Source organism: Acidobacteriota bacterium, from assembly GCA_035471785.1.
GTDB lineage: Bacteria > Acidobacteriota > UBA6911 > RPQK01 > DATIPO01 > JANQFM01.
This window is the reverse complement of the sequence record DATIPQ010000099.1, coordinates 28,157-50,784: the sequence shown is the minus strand read 5'-3', so window position 1 is coordinate 50,784 and position 22,628 is coordinate 28,157. Positions and strand designations below refer to the sequence as shown.

The following is a 22,628-nucleotide window of genomic DNA, read 5'->3' as shown; positions in this document are numbered from 1 at the left end:
AACCGGGTTCCTATGATGCGGGTGATGCACAAGCATCGGGAGGCGTTGTCCTCGATCGATTCGGCCCTGGTGCCGATGGACGTGCTGCACGCCGCCATGGAAGCCTGGGATGACGCCATCGTGAAGGGCTCCAAGACGGGTTACCGTAACGCTCAGGTCACGTTGCTGGCCCCCACCGGCACCATCGCCTTCATGATGGACTGCGACACCACCGGCATCGAGCCCGACTTCTCCCTGGTCAAGACCAAGAAACTGGTGGGCGGCGGGACCCTCAAGATCGTCAACAACACCATCCCCAGGGCCCTCAAGAGACTCGGCTACGAGAGCGAGCAGATAGCCAAGATCATGGAGTTCATCCACCGCGAGGAAACCATCGAGGGCGCTCCCGGACTCAAGAAAGAGCATCTGGCGGTTTTCGACTGCGCCGACCGCTCGCTCAACGGCGACCGCTCCATCCACTACATGGGCCACATCAAGATGTGCGGAGCGGTGCAGCCTTTTCTCTCGGGCGCCATCTCCAAGACCATCAACTTGCCCAACGAGGCCACCGTTGAAGACATTGAAGAGGCCTACGTGCAGGGTTGGAAGCTGGGCATGAAATCGGTCAGCGTCTACCGCGACGGCTGCAAATGGGTGCAGCCTCTCTCCAACAAAGAGCGCAAGGCCAAGGAAGAGGCCACGCCCGCCCACCGCAACTTGCCCAAGGACCATCCGGCCTTCCAGCATGAGTTCCGCATCCAGGGATTCAAGGGCTTTCTGACCATGGGCATGTATCCCGACGACGGCGAACTGGGAGAGATCTTCCTCAACTTCGCCAAGCAGGGTTCGACCTTGCAGGGCATGGCCATGGCCTGGGCCATCGCCATCTCGATGGGACTTCAGAGGGGCGTGCCGCTTGAGGACTATGTGCGCATGTTCGCCCACATGAGCTTCGAGCCGGCCGGCTATACCGACAACGAGCAGGTGCGCTTCGCCACTTCAATACCCGACTATGTGGTGCGTTACCTGGCCAGCCGCTACCTCAGCCCCGAGGTGCAGGAATCGCTGGGCATCCAGCAGGTCAAGCCCAACGGCAAGAGCCGTTCTGAAGACGGGGTGCAGGTCAACTTCCCCGAGTCGCAGTTGAAGGCCGAGTCCGGAGACAGGGAAGCCGCCGAGCGCTTGATCAGCGAGAGCGCCAACGGCGAGTCCCACACCTGCGGAATGTGCGGCAACCTCATGCAGCGGAACGGCAACTGCTACGTCTGCACCGTCTGCGGCAGCACCTCTGGCTGCAGCTAGGGGCAAATCAATCCCAGAGCTTGAAGTCCTTTGAGATGCCGATGAAGAAGCCGGTGTCGGGATCGGCGTCCTCGAAGCCGAAGTGAGCGCCGAAGTCCCAATGGATGCCGCCTGTCTTGATTTGGGCGCCCAGGCGCAGGTTCGAGGTTTCTTCGGTGCCGAATCCGGAGTCGCCGGCGCGTCCATGAAAGTCCGCCAGCAGATTGACATTGTCGCCCACCGGATGGAGCAGGGCCAAGCCGTAGAGGAACTGGTCGTCTTGCGAGGAGTTGTCGACCGGATCGCCCAAGATGATGAATCCGGCATTGCCGATGACGCGCAGTTGGCCCACCGTTTTTTCCAGCAGAAAAGCGCCGAAGATGTCGCTTTCGTCGGTGCCCAGTCCGCTCTCGTTGGAGGCGTTGGGCAATTTGAACCCAAAGCGGAAGGCCAGGGCGGGGCGTCCCTCGTCCTCATCCAGAAAGCGCCACTTGGCGGCCAGTGTAAAGTCGCCTACCGAAGTGGTGTCGTCGTCGCTGAAATCGAGATTGGGGGTATTAGGGCCGACAAACTTGCGGTCAACGTTGAGGACGTTTTGCACGCTGCCCAGGAGTTGCAGTTCGACGTCTTCGCTGACTCCCAGGCGAAAGCCCAGCACGCCCAGGCGCGAAAGGTCGCCTTCCAAGCCCGAGAAGGGAAAGACGGCGTCCTGGTAGAACTCGAATCCCACGTCGAAGAGCAGGTGGCCCTCTTCTACGGTATTGGCGGGTTCGGTCAGCAGCGGACGCTGTTGTCCCAAGAGGGCGCTTCCCCACAGTCCCAGCATCGCGATCACCAGAAATGCTCTCTTCATCCGAGGGAGTTTAGTCCTCGCTTGGTGCCGGGTCAAGCTTACAGGTCGCCCCAAGCGTGTTGCAGCAAGGTGAGGGCGCAGACGGGGGCGGTTTCGGTGCGCAGGGTTCGGGGACCGAGCCGAATGCGCGGAAGATCATGGGAGGCGAAAACCTGGCGGTCGCGATCGTCCCATCCCCCCTCGGGACCAATGTAGACGGTGCAACTGGCGGGAGGAGACGGGAAGGCCTCCAGCGCCTGGCTCCAGGCGAGGTTGCCCTCTTCGTCCAGCACCAGGCGGGCCTGGCTTTGGTCGCCGGCGCAGAATTGGGCCAGGTCCTGCGGCTCTTCGAGTTGGGGGAGGCTGAGGCGTCCGGACTGCTTGAGGGCATCGACGAGAATCTTGTGCCAGCGCCGCATCTTGCGTTGGGCGCTGGCGGGGCGGGGACGGACCTCGGTGCGCTCGGTGATGAGGGGGACGATCCGCCGGACTCCCAGTTCGGTGGCTTTCTGGATGACCCACTCGAACTTGTCTTTTTTGACGAGGGCCTGCGCCAGCACGATGTGCAGGGGCGATTCGGTCTCGCTTTCCAGCCTTTCCACGATCTCGGCGCCCCAGTCCCGCCCGCGGCGGCGCAAGGTGCAGAGGTAAAGCCCTCCCTGGCCGTCCAAACCCAGGAATGGGTCCCCGGCCTTCTGTCGGCGCACCCGATTGAGATGGTGAGCCTCGTCGCTGCCGAGAGATGCGGTCCCGGTCTTGAGGTCGACCTGTTCGATCAGTGCCCGATACATGTCCAGCAGAGTATTGCATGGCGGCAGGGCGCTCAAGCAGCGGCGCGCCTGAACACGATGGCGCTCCAGCCCTTGAGGCGCTGGGGAGGGGAGGACTGCAACTGGCCCGAGTCCTCGAGGATGGTGACCAGGGCCTCTTCCTGGTCGCGGGTGATCCCCGAGGCCAGCAGGGTCCGGCCCACGCGGGGCAGCAGGTCTCGGTCGATGCGGCGGAAGATGTCCAGGGTGAGGTTGGCCGTGACCAGGTCGAAGCGTCCGCTCAGGGAACGCAATTCGCCGGTCAGCAGGCGGACGCCGTCGATTGCGTTGTCGGCGAAGAGTAAGCGGGCCACCTCGGCGGTTTTGGGGTCGTTGTCGAGGGCGGTGATCTCGAGTCGGGGATTGAGCCGACGGGCGGCGGCGGCCAGGACGCCTGAGCCGGTTCCCAGGTCGAGCATGGCGGTGTGGACAGGGGCCAGATCGGGCAGCGCCAGCAGGCAAAGCTGGGTCGACTCGTGGGTTCCCGTGCCGAAGGCGTGGGAGGGGTCGATTTGCAGGTTGACGGGGATGGAGGGGTCGGGGTCTTCCCAGGAGGGATGGATGTAGAAGGTGCCGCCTACCTGGAAGCTGCGGTAGTTCTTTTTCCAGTTGACGATCCAGTCGTGGGGATCGGCCTGGTAGATCAGGGGTTCAGGGGGACTCAGGAGTTCGATTCGGGCCGACTGGGCTTGGGCTGAGAGTCCTTGGGCCGTTTGGGCCGGAGGGTGCTCGGCCTCGAAGTAGGAATCGAAGATGACCGCGCCGTCGTCCTCGATTTCCTGGAAGCCGCAGCTCCCCATGGCCCACAGCAGGGCGGCGGCGGCTTCGCGCTGGGAGGCGGGGACTTTGAAGCGGATGCGGGTCCAGGTGGTCATGTGGGCTTCAAGGGGGTTGGCGTTTTCCCTACGCTTCGGACTTCGGATATCGCATTTCGAACTGGGTTTACCCTCCTTCGCCAAGGCTATGGAGGGTTCAGTTAGGGGGCGACGGCCTAACTGAAAAAGTCTCTCACCTTGTCGAAGAAGGTGCCCTTGTGGTGGTCCTCGCCGGCCAAGTCGGCCAGGCGCTCGTAGAGTTCGCGTTGTTCGGAGGAGAGTTGGGTGGGAGTCACGACCCGCACCTTGATGACTTGATCGCCGCGTCCCCGGCCGTTGAGGCTGGGAAACCCTTTGTCCCTGAGGCGGAAGGTATCGCCTGTCTGGGTGGCCTCGGGAATGCGGATTCTCTCTTCGCCGTTGAGGGTGTGGACATTGATGTCGGCTCCCAAGGCGGCTTGCGGAAAGCTGACGGGAATCTCGCACACCACGTCGTCGTTTTCACGGCGGAAGAAGGGATGTTCTTCGACGTTGACCACCACGTAGAGGTCGCCCGAGGGTCCGCCGTTTTCGCCGGCCTCTCCTTCTCCGCCGATGCGCAAGCGGGTTCCCGAGGCAACTCCGGCGGGAATTCTCATTTCCATCACGCGCTCTTCCCGCTTGCGCCCCAGACCGCCGCAGTCTGGGCACTTTTCCTTCACGACCTGGCCTTGGCCTTGGCAGGCGCTGCAGGTGCGGGAGATGGTGAAGAAGCCCTGTTGATAGGCGATCTGTCCCCTGCCCTGGCAGGTGGAGCAGGTTTGGGTGCCATGGTTGGGATCGGCTCCGCTGCCGTCGCAAGTCTTGCAGGCCCGGGTGCGCGGAATCTTGATTTTGGTCTTGGTCCCCTCGGCGCTTTCCTGGAAGGTAATGGAAAGGTCGTAACGCAGATCGGCTCCCCGCCTCGGTCGGGGGCCGCGACGGCCGCGTCCGCCGCCGAAGATGTCGAAACCGAAGAAGTCGCCGAAGATGTCGCCGAAATCGCTGAAGATGTCGGGGTCGATATTGGAGGCGCCTTGGCCCAGGCCCGAGTGTCCAAAGCGATCATAGCGTGCTTTCTTTTCGGCGTTGCTGAGGACGCTGTAGGCTTCGGCCGCTTCTTTGAACTTCTCCTCCGACACCTTATCTCCCTTGTTCTTATCAGGATGGTAGCGGAGGGCCAGGCGTCGATAGGCCTTCTTGATGTCGGAGGCCGAGGCGTTTCGGTCGACGCCCAGCACTTCGTAATAATCACGCTTCACGATTCGGCTCCTCTTATGTGGCAGCAGGGAAAAGAGCGGGACAGGCAGGGGGAACAGGTCTTATGCCTTGATGTCGACCTCTACCGACTGGCCCTCTTCCTCGCTTTGGGGCCGGACGGACACCTTTACCTGGGAGGGGCGCAGCAAATAGTCTCCGATACGGTATCCCTTGCGGAACTCCTCCAGTATGATCCCGTCGGGATGTTCTTCGGATTCCTCCCGCATCACGGCTTCGTGGAGGTTGGGATTGAAGGGTTCCCCCTGACCCGGCACCTCCTCTACGCCGAAGTTGCTGAAAACCTTGTCGATCTCTTTAGCCAGCAGTTCGTATCCGTCGCGATAACTCTGGAGGCGGGGCTCATCTTCGTCCTGGGGCATGCTCTCGATGCCGGCCTGGCAGGCGTCGGCCACGCTCAGCAAGCTGCGCAAGACCTCGGATTGGGCCGCCAGGCGTATCCCCTCGCGCTCGCGCAAGGTCCGTTTGCGGTAGTTTTCGAACTCGGCCTGCTTGCGCTGCAGCAAGTCCTGGTATTCGCTGCGTTCTCTCTTCAATTCGCCGATGCGATCTTCCCATTGGCGCCGCAATTCCTCCGACACCTCTTGATCCGATTCAGAGGGACCGATTCCGGGATCGTGCAGTTCCTGCTCCTGATCCTGCTCGACCTGGGAGTTCTCGCCTTCGATTTCGGCCACGCGCTTTTCAGCTTTCTTGCTCATGGTACATGTATGTAAGATGCTCGTTCGGGATTGGCAAGCAACCCGGTAATGGGTGTGCCTGGCTGAGCTAAAACTCCTGCTGGCTGATCAGCTTGCCCACCAGCTTGGCCACATAGTCTACCAAACTGATGGCTTTTTCATATTCCATGCGCGAGGGACCGATGACGCCCAGACCGCCCATGATGCGGCTTTCACTGCGGTAGGGAGAGGAGATGATGGTCCAATCGCGCAACTCGGCCGGAAGGCTGTCGTCGAGCCCGATGGTGACGGCCGGCCCGCTGGGATCCTCCCTGCGCAGGCATTGGGAGATGATCTGAACCAGCCGGCTTTTCTCCTCGAAGGCTTCGAAGAGGCTGATCATGCGATTGACGTCAGCCATCTCAGGCTTTTCCATGATGCCGCTCATGCCGCCGAAGTAAACCTCGCCCTCCGACGGGTCGTCCTCTTCGTGAGCCATCAGTCCCGCCGAACCGAGCAGGATGACGTTTTTGAGCATGCGGTCGTAGAGGGCCTTCTCTTCCGACATCATGGCCAGCAGTTCGGCCCGGGTCTCGGTCAGGGTCTTGCCCGAGAAATGAGTGGCCAGGTAGCGGCCCGCCTGATCCAACTCGGTCTGCTCCCAGTCCTCCCCGGTCTGGATGGTCCGGTGCTGCACGAGTCCGCTCTTGGAAACCAGCAGGACCACCACGCGCCGATGGGCGATCTTGATGAACTCGATGCGCTTGATGACGATGGAAGAGATGGGCGGCGCCAGTACGAAACCCAGGTTGTTAGAGAAAGAGGACAAGATCTTGGAGGTCTTGTCCATCAGTTCTCCGGGATCGCTTTCCTGAGCCAGACTCTCTTTGATCTTCTCCAGGTCGCGGCGCGAGAGCGGCCCGGCTTCGATCAGGGAGTCGACGTAAAAGCGGTAGCCTTCGGCGGTGGGAACCCGCCCGGCTGAAGTGTGAGGCTGGGTGACGAAGCCGAGGTCCTCAAGATCGGCCATCGCGTTGCGGATGGTGGCAGCACTCATGCCCTCGGGATCGAGCTTGGTCAGTCTGCGCGAGCCGACCGGCTTGCCCGTTTCCACATATTCCCGGATAACGGCCTTGAGAAGGTTGCGCTGGCGTTCGCTGAGTTCTTCAACTTCCTGTTGAGCAGACATGTCGGCGCAGCACTCCTTAAGTTTGCAGCTAACTTATTGATATACCACATCTTGTGCAGAAAAGTCCAAGCCTTGTACCCGGCTAGCGCCGTTGCCTCCAGCATCCCGGAAAGACCATCTTGAAGGCCTGGGCAAGGGCCTCAGCCAGTTGGCGGAAGTCGAGCGGACGGGCTGCGGCCCGGCCCGCCGAAACCAAGGAAGCGCGCAGCACAGCGGGGGACGCCGCCAGCAGCTCTCCCATCAGCGCGTAGTCGACGCTGAGAGGAATGGAGCCGTGCTGCAGAAAAGCCCGACGCAGCCGCCGTTGTGCGCTTCCCGCGATCTTGCGTCCATCGACCAGAAGTTCGTAGCGGTTGGGAGAAGTGAAACAGGGTGCCTGGCGTCCTCGTGCGGGCGAGGGGGCGGGCTCTTTGCGTTTTGCTGCTGCCGGGGCACGGGAGAGGACGCAATCGACGCCCGCCAGAGCCAATCCATGCTGAAGGGCGCGGGCGATGGCGCGATAGGTATCGAGGACGCCCTGGCGGGGAAAAAGGCGCCGGTCGTTGGAAAGCACGGCATAGGTCAGTTCGTCGGCGTGGAGGACGGCCCGTCCGCCGGTGGGACGGCGGACGATGGGCACACCCCTTTGCAGACAAGCCTGGGCGTCCACGGCCAGTTCGGTCCTCTGGTGCTTGCCCAGGGAAATGGTCGGCTCCTTCCAGGCGTAGAGGCGCAGCACGCTGCGAGGACGCGGATCGGACTCCAGATCGTAGAGCAGGCGGCGGTCGATGAGCATGTTCTCCTCGCCGCCGCGGGGCCGGTCCAGGATCAGGATCCATTCGCCGGCCGGGTTTCGGCTCTCACGGTGACCGGACGCTTCCGGCGCCGTCGGCTCAAGCGATGTCTTTGAACGCACGATGCTCACGGTTCTGAGCCTCGGCCACGGGGCGGCAGGTCACATGGCCCTTGAAGGTGTTGACGCCGTCCCCGAGGAGCGGATTCTCTTCGATGGCCCCCTTCAAGCCCAATTCAGCGATCTTGAGCACGTAGGGCAAGGTTGCGTTGGTGAGGGCGAAGGTGGAAGTGCGGGGCATGGCGCCCGGCATGTTGGTCACGCAGTAGTGCACCACTCCGTCCACCTCGTAGACGGGATCGCTGTGGGTGGTGGGACGCGTGGTTTCGAAGCAGCCGCCCTGATCGACCGCCACGTCGACGGCTACCGCCCCGGGCTGCATGGCGTCGATCATTTCGCGGGTGACCAGTTTGGGGGCGTTGGCACCGGGAATGAGCACGGCGCCTACCGCCAGATCAGCCGTCTCCAACGATTTCTGGATGTTGTACTGGTTGGAGTAGATGGTCAGGATCTTGCCGAAAAAGAGGTCGTCCAACTCGCGCAGTTTCTCGAGGTTGACGTCCAGAATCGTGACGTGGGCCCCCAGTCCCATGGCCATCTTGGCGGCGTTGACGCCCACCGTTCCGCCGCCGATGATGACCACGCGGGCGGGCCAAACTCCCGGGACGCCGCCCAACAGGACGCCTCGTCCGCCGTGCGGCTTCTGAAGATAGTAGCTGCCCACGATGATCGACATGCGTCCGGCCACTTCGCTCATGGGAGTGAGCAGAGGCAGGCTTCCTCCGCGGTCGGGGATGGTCTCGTAGGCCACGCCGGTCACCTTGCGCTCGAGCAGCACCTGAGTGAGACCGGGCAGAGGAGCCAGGTGCAGGTAGCTGAACATGATCTGGCCTTCGCGCATCCGCTCATACTCGGGCTCGATGGGCTCCTTGACCTTGACGATCATGTCGCTGCGCAGGTAGACATCGTCGGCGCTGTCGACCGTTTCGGCGCCGGCGCTTTCATACTCGCGGTCGCTGAATCCCGAGCTGTGGCCGGCGCCCTTCTCGACGTAGACGGTATGGCCGGCCACAACCAACGCGTGCACGCCGGACGGCACCATCCCTACGCGCGACTCATTGTCCTTGATCTCTTTCGGCAGTCCTATCAGCACAAGCTCGCCCCTTTCTTGAATCTCATTTGCAGCCTCGCCTCGCGTCTCATTCTATCGATTTCTCGGTGAAAGGAAAGGGCCGGTCCCCATTAGTTGGGAGAAAGCCGCCGCGGCCACGCCAGATACTGCTCATCTCATCCCGTGGCAGCTCGCCGTTATGCTAAAGTAGCCCCTCGCGCAAAGCGTACGGGGGCGCCTCGAAGCAGCAAGGGGCAGGTTTAGGGATCCATGGAGAAGTTCAGGCCGGAAGTTGACGTCGAAGCCATGCACCGCCGATCCCGCTGGGTGGCATTGGCTCTCATTGCCACGGCCGTCCTCTTCCTGCTGGTGCTGGCGGCCGGATGGCTGCCGCACGCAGGAGGCGACCACGGCCAAGGCGGGCATGGCGAAACGGTTGAGAACGCGGTTGACTATGTCCCTCCCTTGTGGGCGGTGGCGCCCTTTGCGGGAATTCTGCTGGCCATCGCCTTTCTGCCCCTCATCCGACGCACGGCGCACTGGTGGCACTCCAACCTCAACCGCTTTGCGGTGGCAGCTTGCTTGGGGATCGTGACGCTCTTCTACTATTTCCTTCTGCACCCCGGCGGAATCAGCAATCATTTCACCCACGCCGAGCATGTTGCGGCCGGATTTCCTACCGTCTGGGCGGCTTTCAGCAATGCCATCTTCGCCGAGTTCATTCCCTTCATCATCTTGCTCTTCGCCCTCTACGTCATCAGCGGCGGCGTCAGCCTGACGGGAGACCTGCAAGCCCACCCCATCATCAACACCAGCTTCCTGGCCACGGGGACGCTGTTGGCCAGCTTCATCGGGACGACGGGGGCGGCCATGGTGCTGATCAGGCCCCTCTTGAGCACCAACAGGGAACGCCGCAAGGTCCGCCATACAGTCATTTTCTTCATCTTCACGGTGTGCAATTGCGGGGGACTGTTGCTGCCCATCGGCGATCCTCCACTCTTCCTGGGCTATCTGAGAGGGGTTCCCTTCACCTGGACGCTGGATCTCTGGCCCTACTGGGTGGGGGTCAACGTGGCTCTGCTGGTCATTTACTACATCTGGGACCGAATCGAGTACGGGCGGGAGCGTCCCGAGGACCTGCGGCTCGACCGCCGGCAAGTGCGCAGCCTGCGCCTGCGAGGCACCCATAATCTGGTCCTGCTGGGGCTGGTGGTCCTTTGCGTCGCATTCGTGGTCCCAGGCAAACCCCTGCTTGGAACTTCCGTCTACACACCGGTCTTCTTGCGCGAAACCTTGATGTGCCTGCTGGTGGCCGTCTCGCTGCTGACCACTCGACCCGCCACCCGCGCGGCCAATGACTTCAATTATCACGCCATTCTCGAGGTCGCGGCGCTTTTCTCGGGCATTTTCATCACCATGCAGGTTCCCATCGAGATCCTTCACGCCCGAGGAGCCGATTTGGGCCTCAACAGCGGTGCTGGATTCTTTTGGATCACCGGCGTCCTTTCCAGCTTCCTCGACAACGCTCCCACCTACGTCGTGTTCTTCGAAACCGCGGTGGTCATGGAGGTGCAGGGCGCAGCCACCGTTGCACTGGGGGCGGGACGCACCATCGCAGAACCCTTCCTGATCGCCATCTCGCTGGGAGCCGTTTTCATGGGAGCCAACTCCTATATCGGCAACGGGCCCAACTTCATGGTCAAGAGCATTGCCGAACAGTCAGGCGTGCGCATGCCTTCCTTCTTCGGCTACATGCTCTACAGCCTGGTGGTCCTGGTCCCCATCTTCGTGGTGATCACCTTCATCCTGTAGCCGTCGATCAACGCTGAATCTCGCCGTTGAGGTAGTCGACCGTCAGATTGACCAGAAGCCTGACCCCCAGGTCGAAGGAATCTTCATCGATGAGGAACTCAGGGGTGTGGTGGGCGGTGGGCTCTTGCAGGTGAGGCGGCTTGGCGCCCAGGAAGAAGAAGAATCCCGGCACTTCCTGAGCGTAAAAGGAGAAGTCCTCGGCACCCGTTATGGGAGGCACGACTATGACCTGCTCTTGCCCGGCCACGCGGTACACGGTGGGCAGCACCGCCTCGGTCAGGCGCTCGTCGTTGTGGGTGACGGGGTAGCCGATGTCGATTTCGACCTCGGCCTCGGCGCCGGCCGATTCCGCGATGGAGTTGGCCGTCCGCCGGATGCGCTCGTGAATGTCCTTCTGCATGTCGGTATCGAGAGCCCGGATGGTGCCCTCCATCTCCACCTGGTTGGGGATGATGTTGGAACGCACGCCGCCGCGGATCATTCCGATGGTTACGATGGCGGGTGCTTGAGTGATGTCCGTTTGACGGCTGACGATGGTCTGCAAGCCCATGATGATCTGAGCCGATACCACGATGGGGTCGATGCCCAGGAAGGGCGAGGCGCCGTGGGTCTGCTTTCCCTTGACCTTGATGCGCAGCACGTCGGCGCTGGCCATCAGCCCTCCGGGCCGGTAGTTGACGGTGTTGACCGGCATGGTGGAGGAGATGTGGAGACCGAAGACGGCACCGGGCACAGGGTTCTCCATCACGCCTTCCTTGACCATCAGTTCAGCGCCGCCCTCCTCGCCGCGGGGAGCTCCCTCCTCGGCGGGCTGAAAGATGAACTTGACCGTCCCCGGCAGTTGATCCCTCAGGGAGGCCAGCACCTGGGCCGCTCCCATCAATATGGCCACGTGGGAATCGTGTCCGCAGGCGTGCATGACTCCCACCTCTTGGCCGTTGTAGGTAGCCCGTTGGGTGGACGCGAACTCCAGTCCGGTGGCCTCGGTGACGGGCAGACCGTCCATATCGGCTCGCAGGGCCACCACGGGTCCCGGACGGCCGCCTCGCAGCAGTCCGACAACCCCCGTATGAGCCACCTCGGTCTGCACCTCCATGCCCAGCGAACGCAGGTGATCGGCCACCTTGGAAGCGGTGCGGAATTCACGGTTGGAAAGCTCGGGGTGGCGGTGGAAATCGCGCCGCCAGGCGACAACCTGATCTTCGACGGCCTCCACCCGTTGGTCGATTTGGCGATGCAGTCCGTCTTCTTGTCGAGGGACGGTTTCCAGCGAGAGCGCTACTCCCGCCACCAGGAAAAGCAGGCTGGCAAAAATGGCGATGGGTTTCATCCGTCCAGTATCGCGGAAGACGCCTTGCCGCGACAAGGGCGCCGCCCTTCAGGGTGTCGACGAGCCCATCAGGGCGATCAGGGACCCCAACACGTGAGGACGCGATGAAGCCTGCCCGCCGTCCCCCGAAAAGGTGTCGGTTATAAAGCCCCGTTGCAGCATTCCCCGGCGGACGGCCGAGCGCAGGCTGCGGCCCAAGCCATCGGCTTCCTCGACGAAACCGTAACGCCGCATGCCCTCCCACAACAGGTAGTTGAGGGGCAGCGACACGGTCTGGGGACCGCAGCAGGAACCGTTTACCTCCTGGGGCCGGCCCTGCGGGCGAGGATAGAGGGCGATGCCAGCCTCCACGCGAAAGCGGCCCTTGCCGCTGAGGTGGTCGAGCATGCGCCGGGCCTGGGCGGCATCCGGCACTCCTGCCCACAGCGGCAAGAACGAGGAGATGCTGAGAGGATTGGACTTGCCGTCTTTGTTCGGCGGCGAGCGGTAAAGGGCGTCCTGCTGGTCCCACAGCCGCTCATTCATGCGCCGGGCCAAAGCGCGGGCGCGAGAATGCCAGGCCCGGGCTTGATCGGGCCGCTCCAAGGCCGCCGCCATGTGGCCCAGACTCTCCAATTCGCTCACCAGCAAGGCGTTGAGTCCGGGATCGGGCGCGCCCAGGCGTACGTCCAGGCCATAGGGCAGTCCCTCAGGCGGCTGCCTCCACTCGATGAGTCCGTCGCCGTCTCGGTCGCAGCGCAGCAGGTATTCGGCGTTGCGGACGGCGGCCAAGTAGGATTCCTGCAAGAAGCCGCCCTCGGCCCCCCGCCGGTGAAGTTGCAGGCTGAGCCAGGCGAAAAGGGGGACCGAGTCGCCGCGGGGCGCTTTCTTGCCGACATACTCCTGGGGATAGGGCACAGCCCTTGCAGGAAAGGAGCCGTCAGGGCGCTGCTGGGCCATGAAAAGGCGCAAGGCGTCCTGAGCGGCCTGCAGGTCGACTTGAGCCAAGGCCAGCAAGGCCAGCGAAGTGAAGAGGCTCTGACCGTCATGGCCGCCCGCCCAGGTGGGTTCGCGGGAATCGACGAGGAAGGGATAGGCGGCCGAACCCTGAGGCGGAAACATCATCTGGCGGGCCAGCGAAAGTGCCTGCCACTCGGTCAAGCCGCGCCGTGCGCCCTCCATGGCCGGCTGGTAGCGTTGGCGGCTCTGCTCGAAGATCTCTTCAAAAGGGAAGGTAAAGATAATGCGGTTGGCTTGAGTCCAGATCAAGCCGCGATGCAGGCCCGAGGCCCGAATCACCCTGAGTGTGCTGCTTTCCCCCGCGGGAATGGTGAGCGTGGCCGCCAGTGCCAGCGCCCGCGGCTTCTTGGGCGCCAGGCCCGAAAGCGAGGGCGCTCGTGCGTGAGCCAGAAACTCCTCGGCTCCCCCCTCATAGCCGCCCCAGGATTCAGCCTTGCGGTCGAGCAGAATGAGGTCCTCCAATTCCTCCTCGAAGGCCTCCAGCCTGACCGACGCCCAGTCTTTCCATGACTCCTTGTGAGAGAAGAACAAGGCGTCGTCGTGCCCCTTCAGCTCGGCCTTGTGCACCGGTTCGTCGCGCTGGTAAAGGGTCAGGACCTGGATTTCCTGCTCCTCCGCTCCCCGATTGGCGAGAGTCAGTTCCTGAATCAAGAGCGTGGAGGAGAAGACCGCCAAGCGGTGTTCCACTTCGATTCCCTGCAAGGGCGAATAACTGAGGAAGGCGGCGTCCGAATAATTCTCCTGCATGCGGGGCGGACGCGCGAAATCCCCCACCGGACCCACCAGCAGGGTCTCGCGCTTGAAATAGAAGCTGAGGCTCCCGGCGCTGTCGGTATGCAGGCCCAGGGGCTGGGAGGGATCGCGCATGCTCAGCCGGTATCCCTGGTCAAGGGCGTAGAGGGTGCGGTCGCGGGGGGCGGTGTAAAGGGTGTGGAGCGCCAACGATCCGTCGTCGGAGAGGCTGGACAGAGGCAGGGCGTCCTGGGCCGTCAGGCAAGGGCCGCTCAAAAGAAGCAGCGCCAAAATTCGCTCGAACATACTTCCAGGATAGCCTGTCAGCCTGCCATCTAGTGCAGTAGTCAGAAGTTTTGAGCCACCCTGTCGCGTTATCCCACGCCTTCAGCGTTCGGACCTTTGCCTTCTGAAACCCAGGGTGGCGCCGCCGTCTCGCCTTCGCTCGCCGGGGCTGACCCTGGGCTGGCGAATCGCTCGCCTTCAGCGAGCCCGGACTTGACTTCTAACACAGTCGCTGGGCTGGCGAATCTGTCCCTTTCAGACAAAAAACGGCGGTCCCTGGCTCAGAACTTATGACCGGCAGCACTACAGGATTTCTTCCAGATTGAACTGTTCTTGGTACTTGGGAGCCACGTAGACGTAGCTCTCGTCGCGCAATTGATCGAGAAACTGCTCCAGGTAGGGCTGAGCTTTCTGGTTGCGCAGGTACTCCACGACCTGGGGCCTGACCTCTTCCAGGGGAACAGGCGTGGCGGGCGTCCGGGCCAGGACCTTGATGATGGCGAATCCGAAGGCGGTCTCGATAACGCCGCTGGAAGATCCCACTTCGAGGTCGAAGGCCGGCCCCTGCAAGGCGTCTGACAACTGGTCGCGGGTAAAGGTGCCGCTGCGTCCGCCTTGGCTGGCGGTGGCGGTGTTGTCCGAGTACTCTCGGGCCAGTTCCTGGAAGGCCTCGCCGGCTTCCAGCCGGGCCACGATGTCTTCGGCCAGATCCCGCACCTTGGAGGCGTCTTTGCCCTCGCTTTCCAGGATGATCTCGGCCAACTCCACCGTAGCGGGTTCGGTAAAGCGCTCTATGTTCTCCTGGTAGAAGGCTTCGATTTCGTCGCTGAGAATGGTGACCTTGCTGAAGACGAAGGCGTTGTTGATGCGCGACTGGACATACTGGTCTTCAATACCCTTGCGGAAGTCCTCGTAAGTCGTTCCCTGCTGCTCCAAAACCTGCTTGAGAACGTCGATGGACGGGATGCCGTTGGGGTCCATGATCTCCCGCTTGATGTAGGCATCCACATCCTGCTCCATCGGGGCCAGCATTCCGTATTCTTCGGCCCGCTGGTACATGAGGCGGGAGATGATCATGTTGCGCAGGATATTGGGACGCTGCTCCTGGAACATCTGCCGGCCTTTTTCGGGATCGCTGGCGTTGGCGCCCATGACGCTGACGCGAATGCGGTTGATCTCGGCATCCAGGTCGGTCTTGGTGATGATGTCGGAATTCACCTTGGCCACGATCTCGTCGATAATGACGGTGTCGCCGGCGCTATCGGCTCCTCCGTTGGTCTGTCCTTCCTGGGCCGCAAGGCTCCCCGCCAACAACAGGATCGCCGTCAAGACTCTCAGGGCCGGCGCAAATCGGCCCGCCGGGCCGTCAGCTTCGCGTTTCAGCATATCGCTTCCTCCACTCCGACCGCAGTTCCTCGTCGTATATCGATATGGATGCATCGCGGATCAATTGTTTCAAAAACTCGTCCAGCGCGCGCCGTTCCTTTTCGGCCAGCAGCCTGACGTAGATTTCTTTCTGGACCTCGTAGTATTTCTGCTGGTGGCGCGGGATCGTCTCTTCCACCATGAAGAGATGGAAACCGTGTCCAGAGGTGAAGATATCACTGATCTCGCCCGGCTTCAGCCTGAAGACCACCTCTTCGAAGGGGGCCGGGAGCGAACCCTTCTCCACCAATCCCAAATCGCCTCCGGAAGCGGCTGATGCGCCTTGCGAGTAGAGTTGGGCGGCTTCTCTGAAGGCCCTCATGTCGCCGGCCTCCAGCTCGTTCTTCAGGCGCACCGCCTGGGGCCGGTCGGAAACCAGGATCTCCAGCAGATGAATGCGGTCGCCGGCTTCGAAGGAACTGTAATTGCGGTTGTAGTAGTTGCGGGTCTCTTGGGGCGTAACCTCGATCCCCGCGTAAACCTGATCACGCAACAGCTTCTGGCCCCGGAGGAAGCGCTGGATGAGGGATTGAGCCGCAACGCGGTCCTCAGCCTGGGGCATCCACTCCTGCACGGCGTTTTCCAAATCGGCCTCGCTGAGGGAAACATCTTCTGCATCGGCGCGACGGCTGATGAGGTAATCCGTGAGCATGTTGTGGAACATGTCGATGCGCTCGCCGGAATCGAGAGCGGCCAGGTCGAGCCCGCCGTTGAGGCGTACGAACGCCTCGAACTCGCTGCGTGAAATGACCTGACCGTTGACTTCCGCCAGCGCAATCCGGTCCTTTTGCTGACCTCCGTCGACCGCTTGCTCGGAACTCTTGAGGCGGCAAGAGGACGCCAGCAGCACAACCAGGCACAACGCGGCCGCAGATCGTAGAAACGGGATCCGAAGCGGGCGGTCTCTCATGCAGTGACTTCCTCTTCCGGCGCCGGCTGCCGAAAGTCCTTCGGCAACAGCCCTCCGCAAAGCCTTTCATTGTAGCACAGCCAATTCCTCGAGGAAGCCGTGCAGATTGTCGAAAATCTCCGAAACCCGGCTGGTGTCGGCCTGCAAGACCACCACCCCTTCCGGGGTCAGGGAAACGCCTTCTCCCGCCTCTACCAGCTTGATGACCTGCTGGGGCTGGACGGGGGTATCGTGTCGGAACTTGAGCATCAGCCGCGTTCCCTTGCGGTCGATCGAGAGCACCTTGAGGCGGCGCGCCTTGAAGCGCAGCCGGGCCTGACGGAAGAGATTGGAGAGGGAGCGGGGAAGTTTGCCGTAGCGGTCCACGGTCTCATCCCGGAGGCTGGCCAGGGCCTGCTCGTCGGCCGTGCTGGAGATGCGCTTGTAAAGCCACAGCCGCTGGTTGGAATCGTCGATGTAGTGGTCTGGAATCTGGATGTCGAGGCGCAGGTCGATGGAAGTCTGAACCTCGTCATCCACCGGCTGGCCCTTGAGCTCGCGTATGGTCTGGTCGAGCAGTTTGCTGTAGAGCTCGAAACCTACGGCGTTGATCTGTCCGGACTGCTCACCGCCCAGCAGGTTGCCGGCTCCCCTGATCTCCAGATCGAGGGCGGCGATGCGGAAGCCCGCCCCCAGGTCGGAGAACTCGCGGATGGCCTTGAGGCGGCGGCGGGCGTCGTTGCTCAGCACCTCTTCGGTGGGTATGAGCAGGTAGGCATAGGCCCGCCGGTTGGAACGGCCCACGCGTCCCCGCAGTTGGTAAAGCTGGGCCAGTCCGAAACGGTCTGCACGGTTGACCACCAGAGTATTGGCGCGCGGAATGTCGAGTCCGTTCTCGATGATGGTGGTGCAGACCAGCACATCGTACTCATACTCTACGAAATCGAGCATCACCTTTTCCAGACGGTCCTCCCGCATCTGCCCGTGGGCTATGGCCACCCGCGCATCTGGAACGGTGTCCTGAACCATCTGGGCGATGGAGTGGATGGTGTCCACGCTGTTGTGGAGAAAAAAGACCTGCCCTTTGCGCTTAAGCTCCAGGTCGATGGCGCTTTGGATGATCTGGCGCGAGAACTTGAGCACCACGGTTTGGATGGCGAGGCGGTCGCGGGGAGGCGTTTCGATGATGGACAGATCGCGCAGCCCGATCAGCGACATGTTGAGGGTGCGCGGGATGGGTGTGGCGGAAAGGGTGAGAACGTCGACTTTGGTTTTCAGCTTCTTGAGCTTTTCTTTGTGGGAAACGCCGAAACGCTGCTCTTCATCGATGATCACCAGACCCAGACGCTGGAAGGCGACGTCCTTGGAAAGCAGCCGGTGGGTGCCGATGAGAATGTCAACCGTCCCCCCTTTCACCTTCTTGAGGATTTCGCTCTGCTCTTTACGCCCGCGGAAGCGGCTGATCATCTCTAGCGTGACGGGAAAGCCCTGCATGCGCTCGGTGAAAGTGTTGAAGTGCTGGAAGGCCAGCACGGTGGTGGGAGCCAGCACGGCCACCTGCTTGTCGTCGGACACGGCCTTGAAGGCGGCCCGCATGGCCACCTCGGTCTTTCCGTAGCCCACGTCTCCGCAAATCAGGCGGTCCATGGGGCGCTCGGCTTCCATGTCGGCCTTGACGTCGCGGATGGCGGCCGCTTGATCGGAGGTCTCGGTATACTCGAAGGCCTCTTCGAACTCGCGCATCATCTCGTCGTCGGGAGGGAAGGCGTGTCCTTTGACGACGGCCCGCTGGGCGTAGAGCTTGAGCAGTTCGTCGGCCATGTCGCGCATCGACTTCTTGATGCGCTTCTTGGTCTTTTCCCAGGAAGCGCCGCCGAGGCGGTCCAGGGAAGGCTTGGCGTCTCCCGCCGAACTGTACTTCTGCACCAGGTCGAGGCGGTCGATGGGCACATAGAGCTTGGCGCCGCCATAGTAGGTGAGGACGGCGAACTCCTTGCTGTCGTCTCCCACGCCGATCTGCTTGAGTCCCCGGTACTGACCGATTCCGTGATCGATGTGGACGACGTAATCGCCTTCCCGCAGGTCGCGGAAGTCGGAGAGGAAGGTCCCGCTCAGGTCGCGCTTGGGGGGGCGGGACGGACGCTGCAGCTTGCTTTCTTCGAAAACGTCCTGCTGGGTGAGGACGTGAAGTCCCAGCGACGGGGAATGAAAGCCTTCCGACAAGCGCCCTTGCAGAATGCTGACATCGGCCGACAGGTCTTCAAAGTCCTCAACCTGGGCGGCCGCCACTTCGTACTCGCGCAGGATGTCCTGCATGCGCTCGGTCATGCCCGGGGTGTGCATGACGAAGAGGGCGCGCTGGCCCGCCTCTTTCCAGCCGGCCAGGTCCTGCACCAGATCGGGCAGCCGGCCATGATACTTGCGCTCCCTCTGGAAGTCGAAGGTGAAGTCCTCTCGCTCGCCCGGCTGGGGATCGACCGACCAGGTGTCGTGAGCCTGCAAGCGCTCTTTCCACCAGGATTCGGTCCAAAAGAGGCGCTCGGGCGGCAAGGCCAGATCACCGTCCTCGGAGCGGATCTGGAAATCGTCGCGGAAGCGCCGGAAGCGCTGATCGAGATCCTCCATCAACTGGCTGCGGCTCGAAATCACCCATTGCCAGTCGGACGCGTTTTCTTCCTGAGGACGGTAGTCGAAGAGATGCGACCCGGTTTCGAGCACCAGCGGAAAGAGCGACTCGAAGCCGTTGAACAACTCGCCGTCCGCCGTGAACTGGCGCTTCTCGCGCAGGGCTTCGGCAAAGCGCACTTCGTTCCAATGCTCGGGTGCCTCATGGTGCCAGCGCCGGATTTCGCTTTCCGTCACGGGCATCTCCCGCATGGGGATGACCTCGCACTGGGGCACCAGTTCCACCGAACGCTGCGTGGACGGGTCGAACTGGCGGATGGACTCGATCTCGTCCCCGAAGAGCTCGATGCGGACGGGATAGGGTCCGGAGGGCGAGTAGATGTCGATGATGCCTCCGCGCAGCGAGAATTCGCCTTCCTCGTTGACGGGATCTTCCTGCAGGTAGCCGACCTCCCGCAGGCGCTCCACCAGGTGTTGACGCGGCATCATGGCGCCCACCTCGAGGTGCAGGCAATGGCTGAGGAAATTGGCGCGCGAGGGCAGGCGCAAGCTGAGGGCGGCGGGAGTGGTGATGACCAGCGCGCGGGGCAGGCGGGTGAGCCTCCAAAGGGCCAGCGCGCGGCGGGCCAGGATGTCGGGGTGAGGCGAGAGTCCGCGGTAGGGATCGGCTTCCGTGCCGGGCAGGGTGAGGACCGAGGAGCGCCATTCGCGGGGCAGAAAGAAACGCAGGTCCTGAGCCCGGCGTTCGGCTTCGGCATTGTCGCGGCACAGCCACAACAGATTGCCGCTGCCGCAGTGGAAGCGGGCGGCCAGCAGCAGCGCCGTGTCGGCCGGATGGAGTCCTCCCAGCACGCCCTCCCGCAGGCTGCAAGAGGACGCCAGGCGCTGCAGCAGGGGATGCTCCCCCTTGCGCTCGGCAGCGGCTGAGGCTTTAGGGGTTTCCTGAGCCATGTTGAATCCGTTCAATGATTCCGGACGTGGAGTGGCCCGTCTGGAAGGCGATGGAGAGGACTCGTCCGCCGGCCTCTTCTACGGTCTTCCGTCCCACGATCTGCTCGACGGGCCAGTCGCCGCCCTTGACAAGCACGTCGGGAACCAACTCGTCGATGATGCGGGCGGGCGTGTCTTCCTGAAAATGGGTCACGTAGTCGACCGAGGCCAAGGCGGCCATCACCAGGGCTCTGGCCTGCTCGTCCTGGACGGGACGCGAGGGCCCTTTGAGACGGCGCACCGAGGCGTCGGAGTTGAGGGCCACCAGCAAAGCGTCCCCGCAGGCGCGAGCCTGTTCCAGATAGCGCACATGGCCGGGATGGAGAAGGTCGAAGCAACCGTTGGTGAAGACCAGACGGAGGCCCTTGCGGCGCAGTCGATCGCGCACCTCCAGCATTTCCTGACGGGATTTGATCTTATCCTCCAGAGCGGGCACTCATCCTCCCAATTCACGGCGGAAGCACTCGGCCAAGCGGCGGGCCGGCGGCTCCAAATCGAGTCCTGGCTCTGCTTCCAGCATGATGCGGATCTTGGGCTCGGTTCCCGAATAGCGCACCAGCACGCGTCCGCGGGAGTCCAGTTCGCGCTCCACCCGCTCGACCTCCCTGGAGAGTGAAGGGATCTCCTTCCACTCCGGCTTGGAAGCCACCGGCACGTTGAGCAGCAACTGCGGGTGGCGCACCATCGACTCGGCCAGTTTCGACAGGGGCCGGCCGCTGGAGGCCAAAAGTGCCGCCACCTTGACGGCGATCAACTGGCCGTCTCCGGAGGGTAGCATTTCGCTGAGGATGATGTGGCCCGACTGCTCGCCGCCCAAGGGGTGCCCCCCCTTCTTCATGGCCTCCCACACGAAGCGGTCGCCCACCGGGGTGCGCAGCAGATGGATTCCGCTGTCGGAGAGGGCCTTTTCCAGTCCCAGATTGGACATGACGGTGCTGACGATGGCGCGCTTGGGCAGGCGTCCTTGAGCGTCCATCTGGCGGGCCAGCATGAGCAGCACGTAGTCGCCGTCAAGCAGCCGGCCTGTCTCGTCGCTGAGGATGATGCGGTCGGCATCGCCGTCGAAAGCGGCGCCCATGTGAGCGCCCTCCCGCCTGACGCGCTCTGCCATGGCCTGGGGATGGAGCGCCCCGCAACGGCTGTTGATGTTGCGCCCGTCGGGATCGGCTCCCAGCGCCACCACCTCGGCTCCCATCTCGGTCAGCAGCCGGGGGGCGCTGCGATAGGCGGCGCCGTTGGCACAGTCGAGGACGATCTTGAGGCCTGTCAAGGAGTGTCCGGCGGCGGCCGAGGCCAGAAAATCGAGGTAGCGCCGCAGAGAGGGCTGGTCGGAGGTCAGCAGGCGGCTCAGATCGGCTTCCTGCCCGTCCTCTTGCAGCTCCGGAATGGCCGAGCCGGGCCCGGCGGGTACCTCCTCCAGCCGCCCCACGGCGGCTTCCAACTCATGTTGACGGTGGTCGGGCAGCTTTTCGCCGTCGGGTCCGAAGATCTTGAGTCCGTTGTCGTAGAAGGGGTTGTGGGAGGCGGAAATGACGACTCCCGCCGAGGCTTCCGAGTCCTCTCGGGTCAAGTAGGAGACGGCGGGAGTGCTGATCACTCCCAGGGCCTTGGGCCGGCTTCCCGAGGAGCGCAGGGCCCGGCACAGGATGTTCTCAATCCAGGGCCCGCTGGCGCGGGTGTCGCGTCCGATCAGAATGCGTCCGCCGAAGAGGGTGCCGACAGCGGCTCCCAGGCGTGAGAGGGTGTTGCCGTCCAAGGGGGGATGTCCGGCCCGCGCACGAATGCCGTCGGTGCCGAACAGAATCGGGCGGGAATTCATTGGGTCTTTCTCACCTCGACGCTATCGACTTCCTCGATGCGCAACATGGAGTAGCGTTCCGGAACCACCACGCGGGGAACCACCTGCTGGTAGGCCCTCCGGGGTTCGATATTCCGGGTGGTGATCACGGCCTGAAAAATGGAAGGATCGATTTCACCCTGGAAGGAGATGGGCACCGAGCCTCTCACCCTGACGGTTCCGCTGCGCAGGCGGGCATTGGTGTCCGGGGGAACGATCTCGACCGGAATTCCGGTGAGGGTGACGGGTCTGCGTTTCTCTTCGATCTGCACGCGCACCAGGGCCGATTCTTCGATCACGCGCACGCGCTCGTGGTCCACCACCAGCTCCCTGCGGACCTGGAAGCTCTCAGTGCGTCCGTCGATATCGATGGGGACGGTCTTGACCTCGTCCACGGTTTCTACCGCCGAGCGAGGACCGGACACCGTAGCCCGCGCCGGTGTGGCCAGAGTTGCCACCCTCTCGTAGTTCTCAGGCGGATTTCCCTCCACCTGGGGGTTTACCGGCAAAAGGCGTTCGACTTTGGGCTCGATGATGATCTCGATCAGAGCGGGACGGCTCAGTTGCAGCACCTGCAGGTCCCGCGGCCTGTTGACCACGGGCGGCATGCGCTCCGTTCGCCGGCCGGCGTCGGCATCGCGCAGATCGATGCTCATAACCATCGAGGAGAGGTCGTCACCCGTCAAATTGCGCGGCGAACGCACCCTGACGTCGACCCGGCGGGGCGGGTCGTTGGCGATGGCCAGGTGGTCGGGAAGGTTGACGTACTCCACCGGCATGCTGATGTCGCGTTCCACGATCTGGCGGCTGGCCACCTGAAACCAGAGCATGACCGCCAAGAGCAGCGACAGCAGTTTGAGGCCGGTGTTATTGGTAATCCATTCGCGCCAATTGATCATGG

The 22,628-nt window shown here is 62.8% G+C and carries 18 protein-coding genes; 2 read left to right on the top strand and 16 right to left on the bottom strand.

All coding sequences use genetic code 11. The features are described 5' to 3' along the window. On the top strand, nt 1–1,281 hold a 1,281-nt coding region (locus tag VLU25_14620; protein HSR69167.1), incomplete at its 5' end, for a vitamin B12-dependent ribonucleotide reductase. Nucleotides 1,282–1,288: 7 nt separating this feature from the next. Here the strand turns inward: VLU25_14620 and VLU25_14615 are convergent. From VLU25_14615 to ald, 8 genes are all read right to left on the bottom strand, one after another. Beyond that, the gene (locus VLU25_14615; GenBank protein HSR69166.1) at nt 1,289–2,113 is read right to left on the bottom strand and encodes a transporter; all 825 of its coding nucleotides are present in this window, start codon (nt 2,111–2,113) and stop codon (nt 1,289–1,291) included. 38 nt (nt 2,114–2,151) lie between these two features. Beyond that, nucleotides 2,152–2,883: a 16S rRNA (uracil(1498)-N(3))-methyltransferase gene (locus VLU25_14610; protein ID HSR69165.1), complete on the bottom strand. Its 732-nt coding sequence runs from the start codon at nt 2,881–2,883 to the stop codon at nt 2,152–2,154. A 32-nt stretch (nt 2,884–2,915) separates the two neighbouring features. Further along, nucleotides 2,916–3,776: a 50S ribosomal protein L11 methyltransferase gene (locus tag VLU25_14605; protein ID HSR69164.1), complete on the bottom strand. Its 861-nt coding sequence runs from the start codon at nt 3,774–3,776 to the stop codon at nt 2,916–2,918. A gap of 116 nt (nt 3,777–3,892) precedes the next feature. Then, entirely contained in the window at nt 3,893–4,999 is a 1,107-nt protein-coding gene (gene dnaJ / locus VLU25_14600) for a molecular chaperone DnaJ (protein ID HSR69163.1), read from the bottom strand. A 57-nt stretch (nt 5,000–5,056) separates the two neighbouring features. Further along, complete coding sequence (locus VLU25_14595) at nt 5,057–5,713, bottom strand: nucleotide exchange factor GrpE (GenBank protein HSR69162.1); 657 nt, start codon at nt 5,711–5,713, stop codon at nt 5,057–5,059. Nucleotides 5,714–5,780: 67 nt separating this feature from the next. After that, nucleotides 5,781–6,860 (bottom strand): heat-inducible transcriptional repressor HrcA, encoded by a 1,080-nt coding sequence (hrcA, locus tag VLU25_14590; protein HSR69161.1) that lies wholly within the window; start codon nt 6,858–6,860, stop codon nt 5,781–5,783. 82 nt (nt 6,861–6,942) lie between these two features. Further along, a complete protein-coding gene (locus VLU25_14585) occupies nt 6,943–7,764 on the bottom strand; it encodes a lipoate--protein ligase family protein (GenBank protein HSR69160.1) in 822 nt (273 codons plus the stop codon). Next, nucleotides 7,733–8,845 carry an alanine dehydrogenase gene (gene ald / locus VLU25_14580; GenBank protein HSR69159.1) on the bottom strand — a complete coding sequence of 371 codons (1,113 nt, stop codon included), beginning with the start codon at nt 8,843–8,845 and terminating at the stop codon, nt 7,733–7,735. The genes VLU25_14585 and ald overlap by 32 nt, the downstream gene beginning before the upstream one ends. A gap of 228 nt (nt 8,846–9,073) precedes the next feature. On the opposite strand from ald, the gene VLU25_14575 reads away from it, so the two are divergent. Then, a complete protein-coding gene (locus tag VLU25_14575; protein HSR69158.1) occupies nt 9,074–10,615 on the top strand; it encodes a sodium:proton antiporter in 1,542 nt (513 codons plus the stop codon). Nucleotides 10,616–10,622: 7 nt separating this feature from the next. On the opposite strand, the gene VLU25_14570 is transcribed toward VLU25_14575, so the two are convergent. From VLU25_14570 to VLU25_14535, 8 genes are all read right to left on the bottom strand, one after another. Beyond that, on the bottom strand, nt 10,623–11,945 hold the full coding sequence (locus VLU25_14570) for an amidohydrolase (GenBank protein HSR69157.1): 1,323 nt from the start codon (nt 11,943–11,945) through the stop codon (nt 10,623–10,625). Nucleotides 11,946–11,993: 48 nt separating this feature from the next. Then, a complete protein-coding gene (locus VLU25_14565) occupies nt 11,994–13,982 on the bottom strand; it encodes a trehalase family glycosidase (GenBank protein ID HSR69156.1) in 1,989 nt (662 codons plus the stop codon). 282 nt (nt 13,983–14,264) lie between these two features. Then, nucleotides 14,265–15,347, bottom strand: coding sequence for a peptidyl-prolyl cis-trans isomerase (locus VLU25_14560; GenBank protein HSR69155.1), 1,083 nt, complete (start codon nt 15,345–15,347; stop codon nt 14,265–14,267). Beyond that, nucleotides 15,328–16,296 (bottom strand): peptidylprolyl isomerase, encoded by a 969-nt coding sequence (locus VLU25_14555; protein HSR69154.1) that lies wholly within the window; start codon nt 16,294–16,296, stop codon nt 15,328–15,330. The genes VLU25_14560 and VLU25_14555 overlap by 20 nt, the downstream gene beginning before the upstream one ends. Before the next feature lie 66 nt (nt 16,297–16,362). After that, nucleotides 16,363–19,851, bottom strand: coding sequence for a transcription-repair coupling factor (gene mfd / locus VLU25_14550; GenBank protein ID HSR69153.1), 3,489 nt, complete (start codon nt 19,849–19,851; stop codon nt 16,363–16,365). After that, the gene (gene rfaE2, locus VLU25_14545; GenBank protein HSR69152.1) at nt 19,832–20,326 is read right to left on the bottom strand and encodes a D-glycero-beta-D-manno-heptose 1-phosphate adenylyltransferase; all 495 of its coding nucleotides are present in this window, start codon (nt 20,324–20,326) and stop codon (nt 19,832–19,834) included. Before rfaE2 ends, mfd begins: the two co-directional genes overlap by 20 nt. Further along, on the bottom strand, nt 20,327–21,709 hold the full coding sequence (glmM, locus tag VLU25_14540) for a phosphoglucosamine mutase (protein HSR69151.1): 1,383 nt from the start codon (nt 21,707–21,709) through the stop codon (nt 20,327–20,329). Further along, nucleotides 21,706–22,626 (bottom strand): CdaR family protein, encoded by a 921-nt coding sequence (locus VLU25_14535; protein HSR69150.1) that lies wholly within the window; start codon nt 22,624–22,626, stop codon nt 21,706–21,708. The genes glmM and VLU25_14535 overlap by 4 nt, the downstream gene beginning before the upstream one ends. Nucleotides 22,627–22,628: the final 2 nt, after the last annotated feature.

Excerpts from the sequence above, each read along its gene's own strand:
- VLU25_14615 (HSR69166.1), bottom strand. The coding sequence starts at position 2,113 with ATGAAGAGAGCATTTCTGGTGATCGCGATGCTGGGACTGTGGGGAAGC.
- VLU25_14610 (HSR69165.1), bottom strand. The coding sequence starts at position 2,883 with ATGTATCGGGCACTGATCGAACAGGTCGACCTCAAGACCGGGACCGCA.
- VLU25_14605 (HSR69164.1), bottom strand. The coding sequence starts at position 3,776 with ATGACCACCTGGACCCGCATCCGCTTCAAAGTCCCCGCCTCCCAGCGC.
- VLU25_14595 (HSR69162.1), bottom strand. The coding sequence starts at position 5,713 with ATGAGCAAGAAAGCTGAAAAGCGCGTGGCCGAAATCGAAGGCGAGAAC.
- hrcA (HSR69161.1), bottom strand. The coding sequence starts at position 6,860 with ATGTCTGCTCAACAGGAAGTTGAAGAACTCAGCGAACGCCAGCGCAAC.
- VLU25_14575 (HSR69158.1), top strand. The coding sequence starts at position 9,074 with ATGGAGAAGTTCAGGCCGGAAGTTGACGTCGAAGCCATGCACCGCCGA.
- VLU25_14570 (HSR69157.1), bottom strand. The coding sequence starts at position 11,945 with ATGAAACCCATCGCCATTTTTGCCAGCCTGCTTTTCCTGGTGGCGGGA.
- VLU25_14565 (HSR69156.1), bottom strand. The coding sequence starts at position 13,982 with ATGTTCGAGCGAATTTTGGCGCTGCTTCTTTTGAGCGGCCCTTGCCTG.
- VLU25_14560 (HSR69155.1), bottom strand. The coding sequence starts at position 15,347 with ATGCTGAAACGCGAAGCTGACGGCCCGGCGGGCCGATTTGCGCCGGCC.
- VLU25_14555 (HSR69154.1), bottom strand. The coding sequence starts at position 16,296 with ATGAGAGACCGCCCGCTTCGGATCCCGTTTCTACGATCTGCGGCCGCG.
- mfd (HSR69153.1), bottom strand. The coding sequence starts at position 19,851 with ATGGCTCAGGAAACCCCTAAAGCCTCAGCCGCTGCCGAGCGCAAGGGG.
- glmM (HSR69151.1), bottom strand. The coding sequence starts at position 21,709 with ATGAATTCCCGCCCGATTCTGTTCGGCACCGACGGCATTCGTGCGCGG.
- VLU25_14535 (HSR69150.1), bottom strand. The coding sequence starts at position 22,626 with ATGATCAATTGGCGCGAATGGATTACCAATAACACCGGCCTCAAACTG.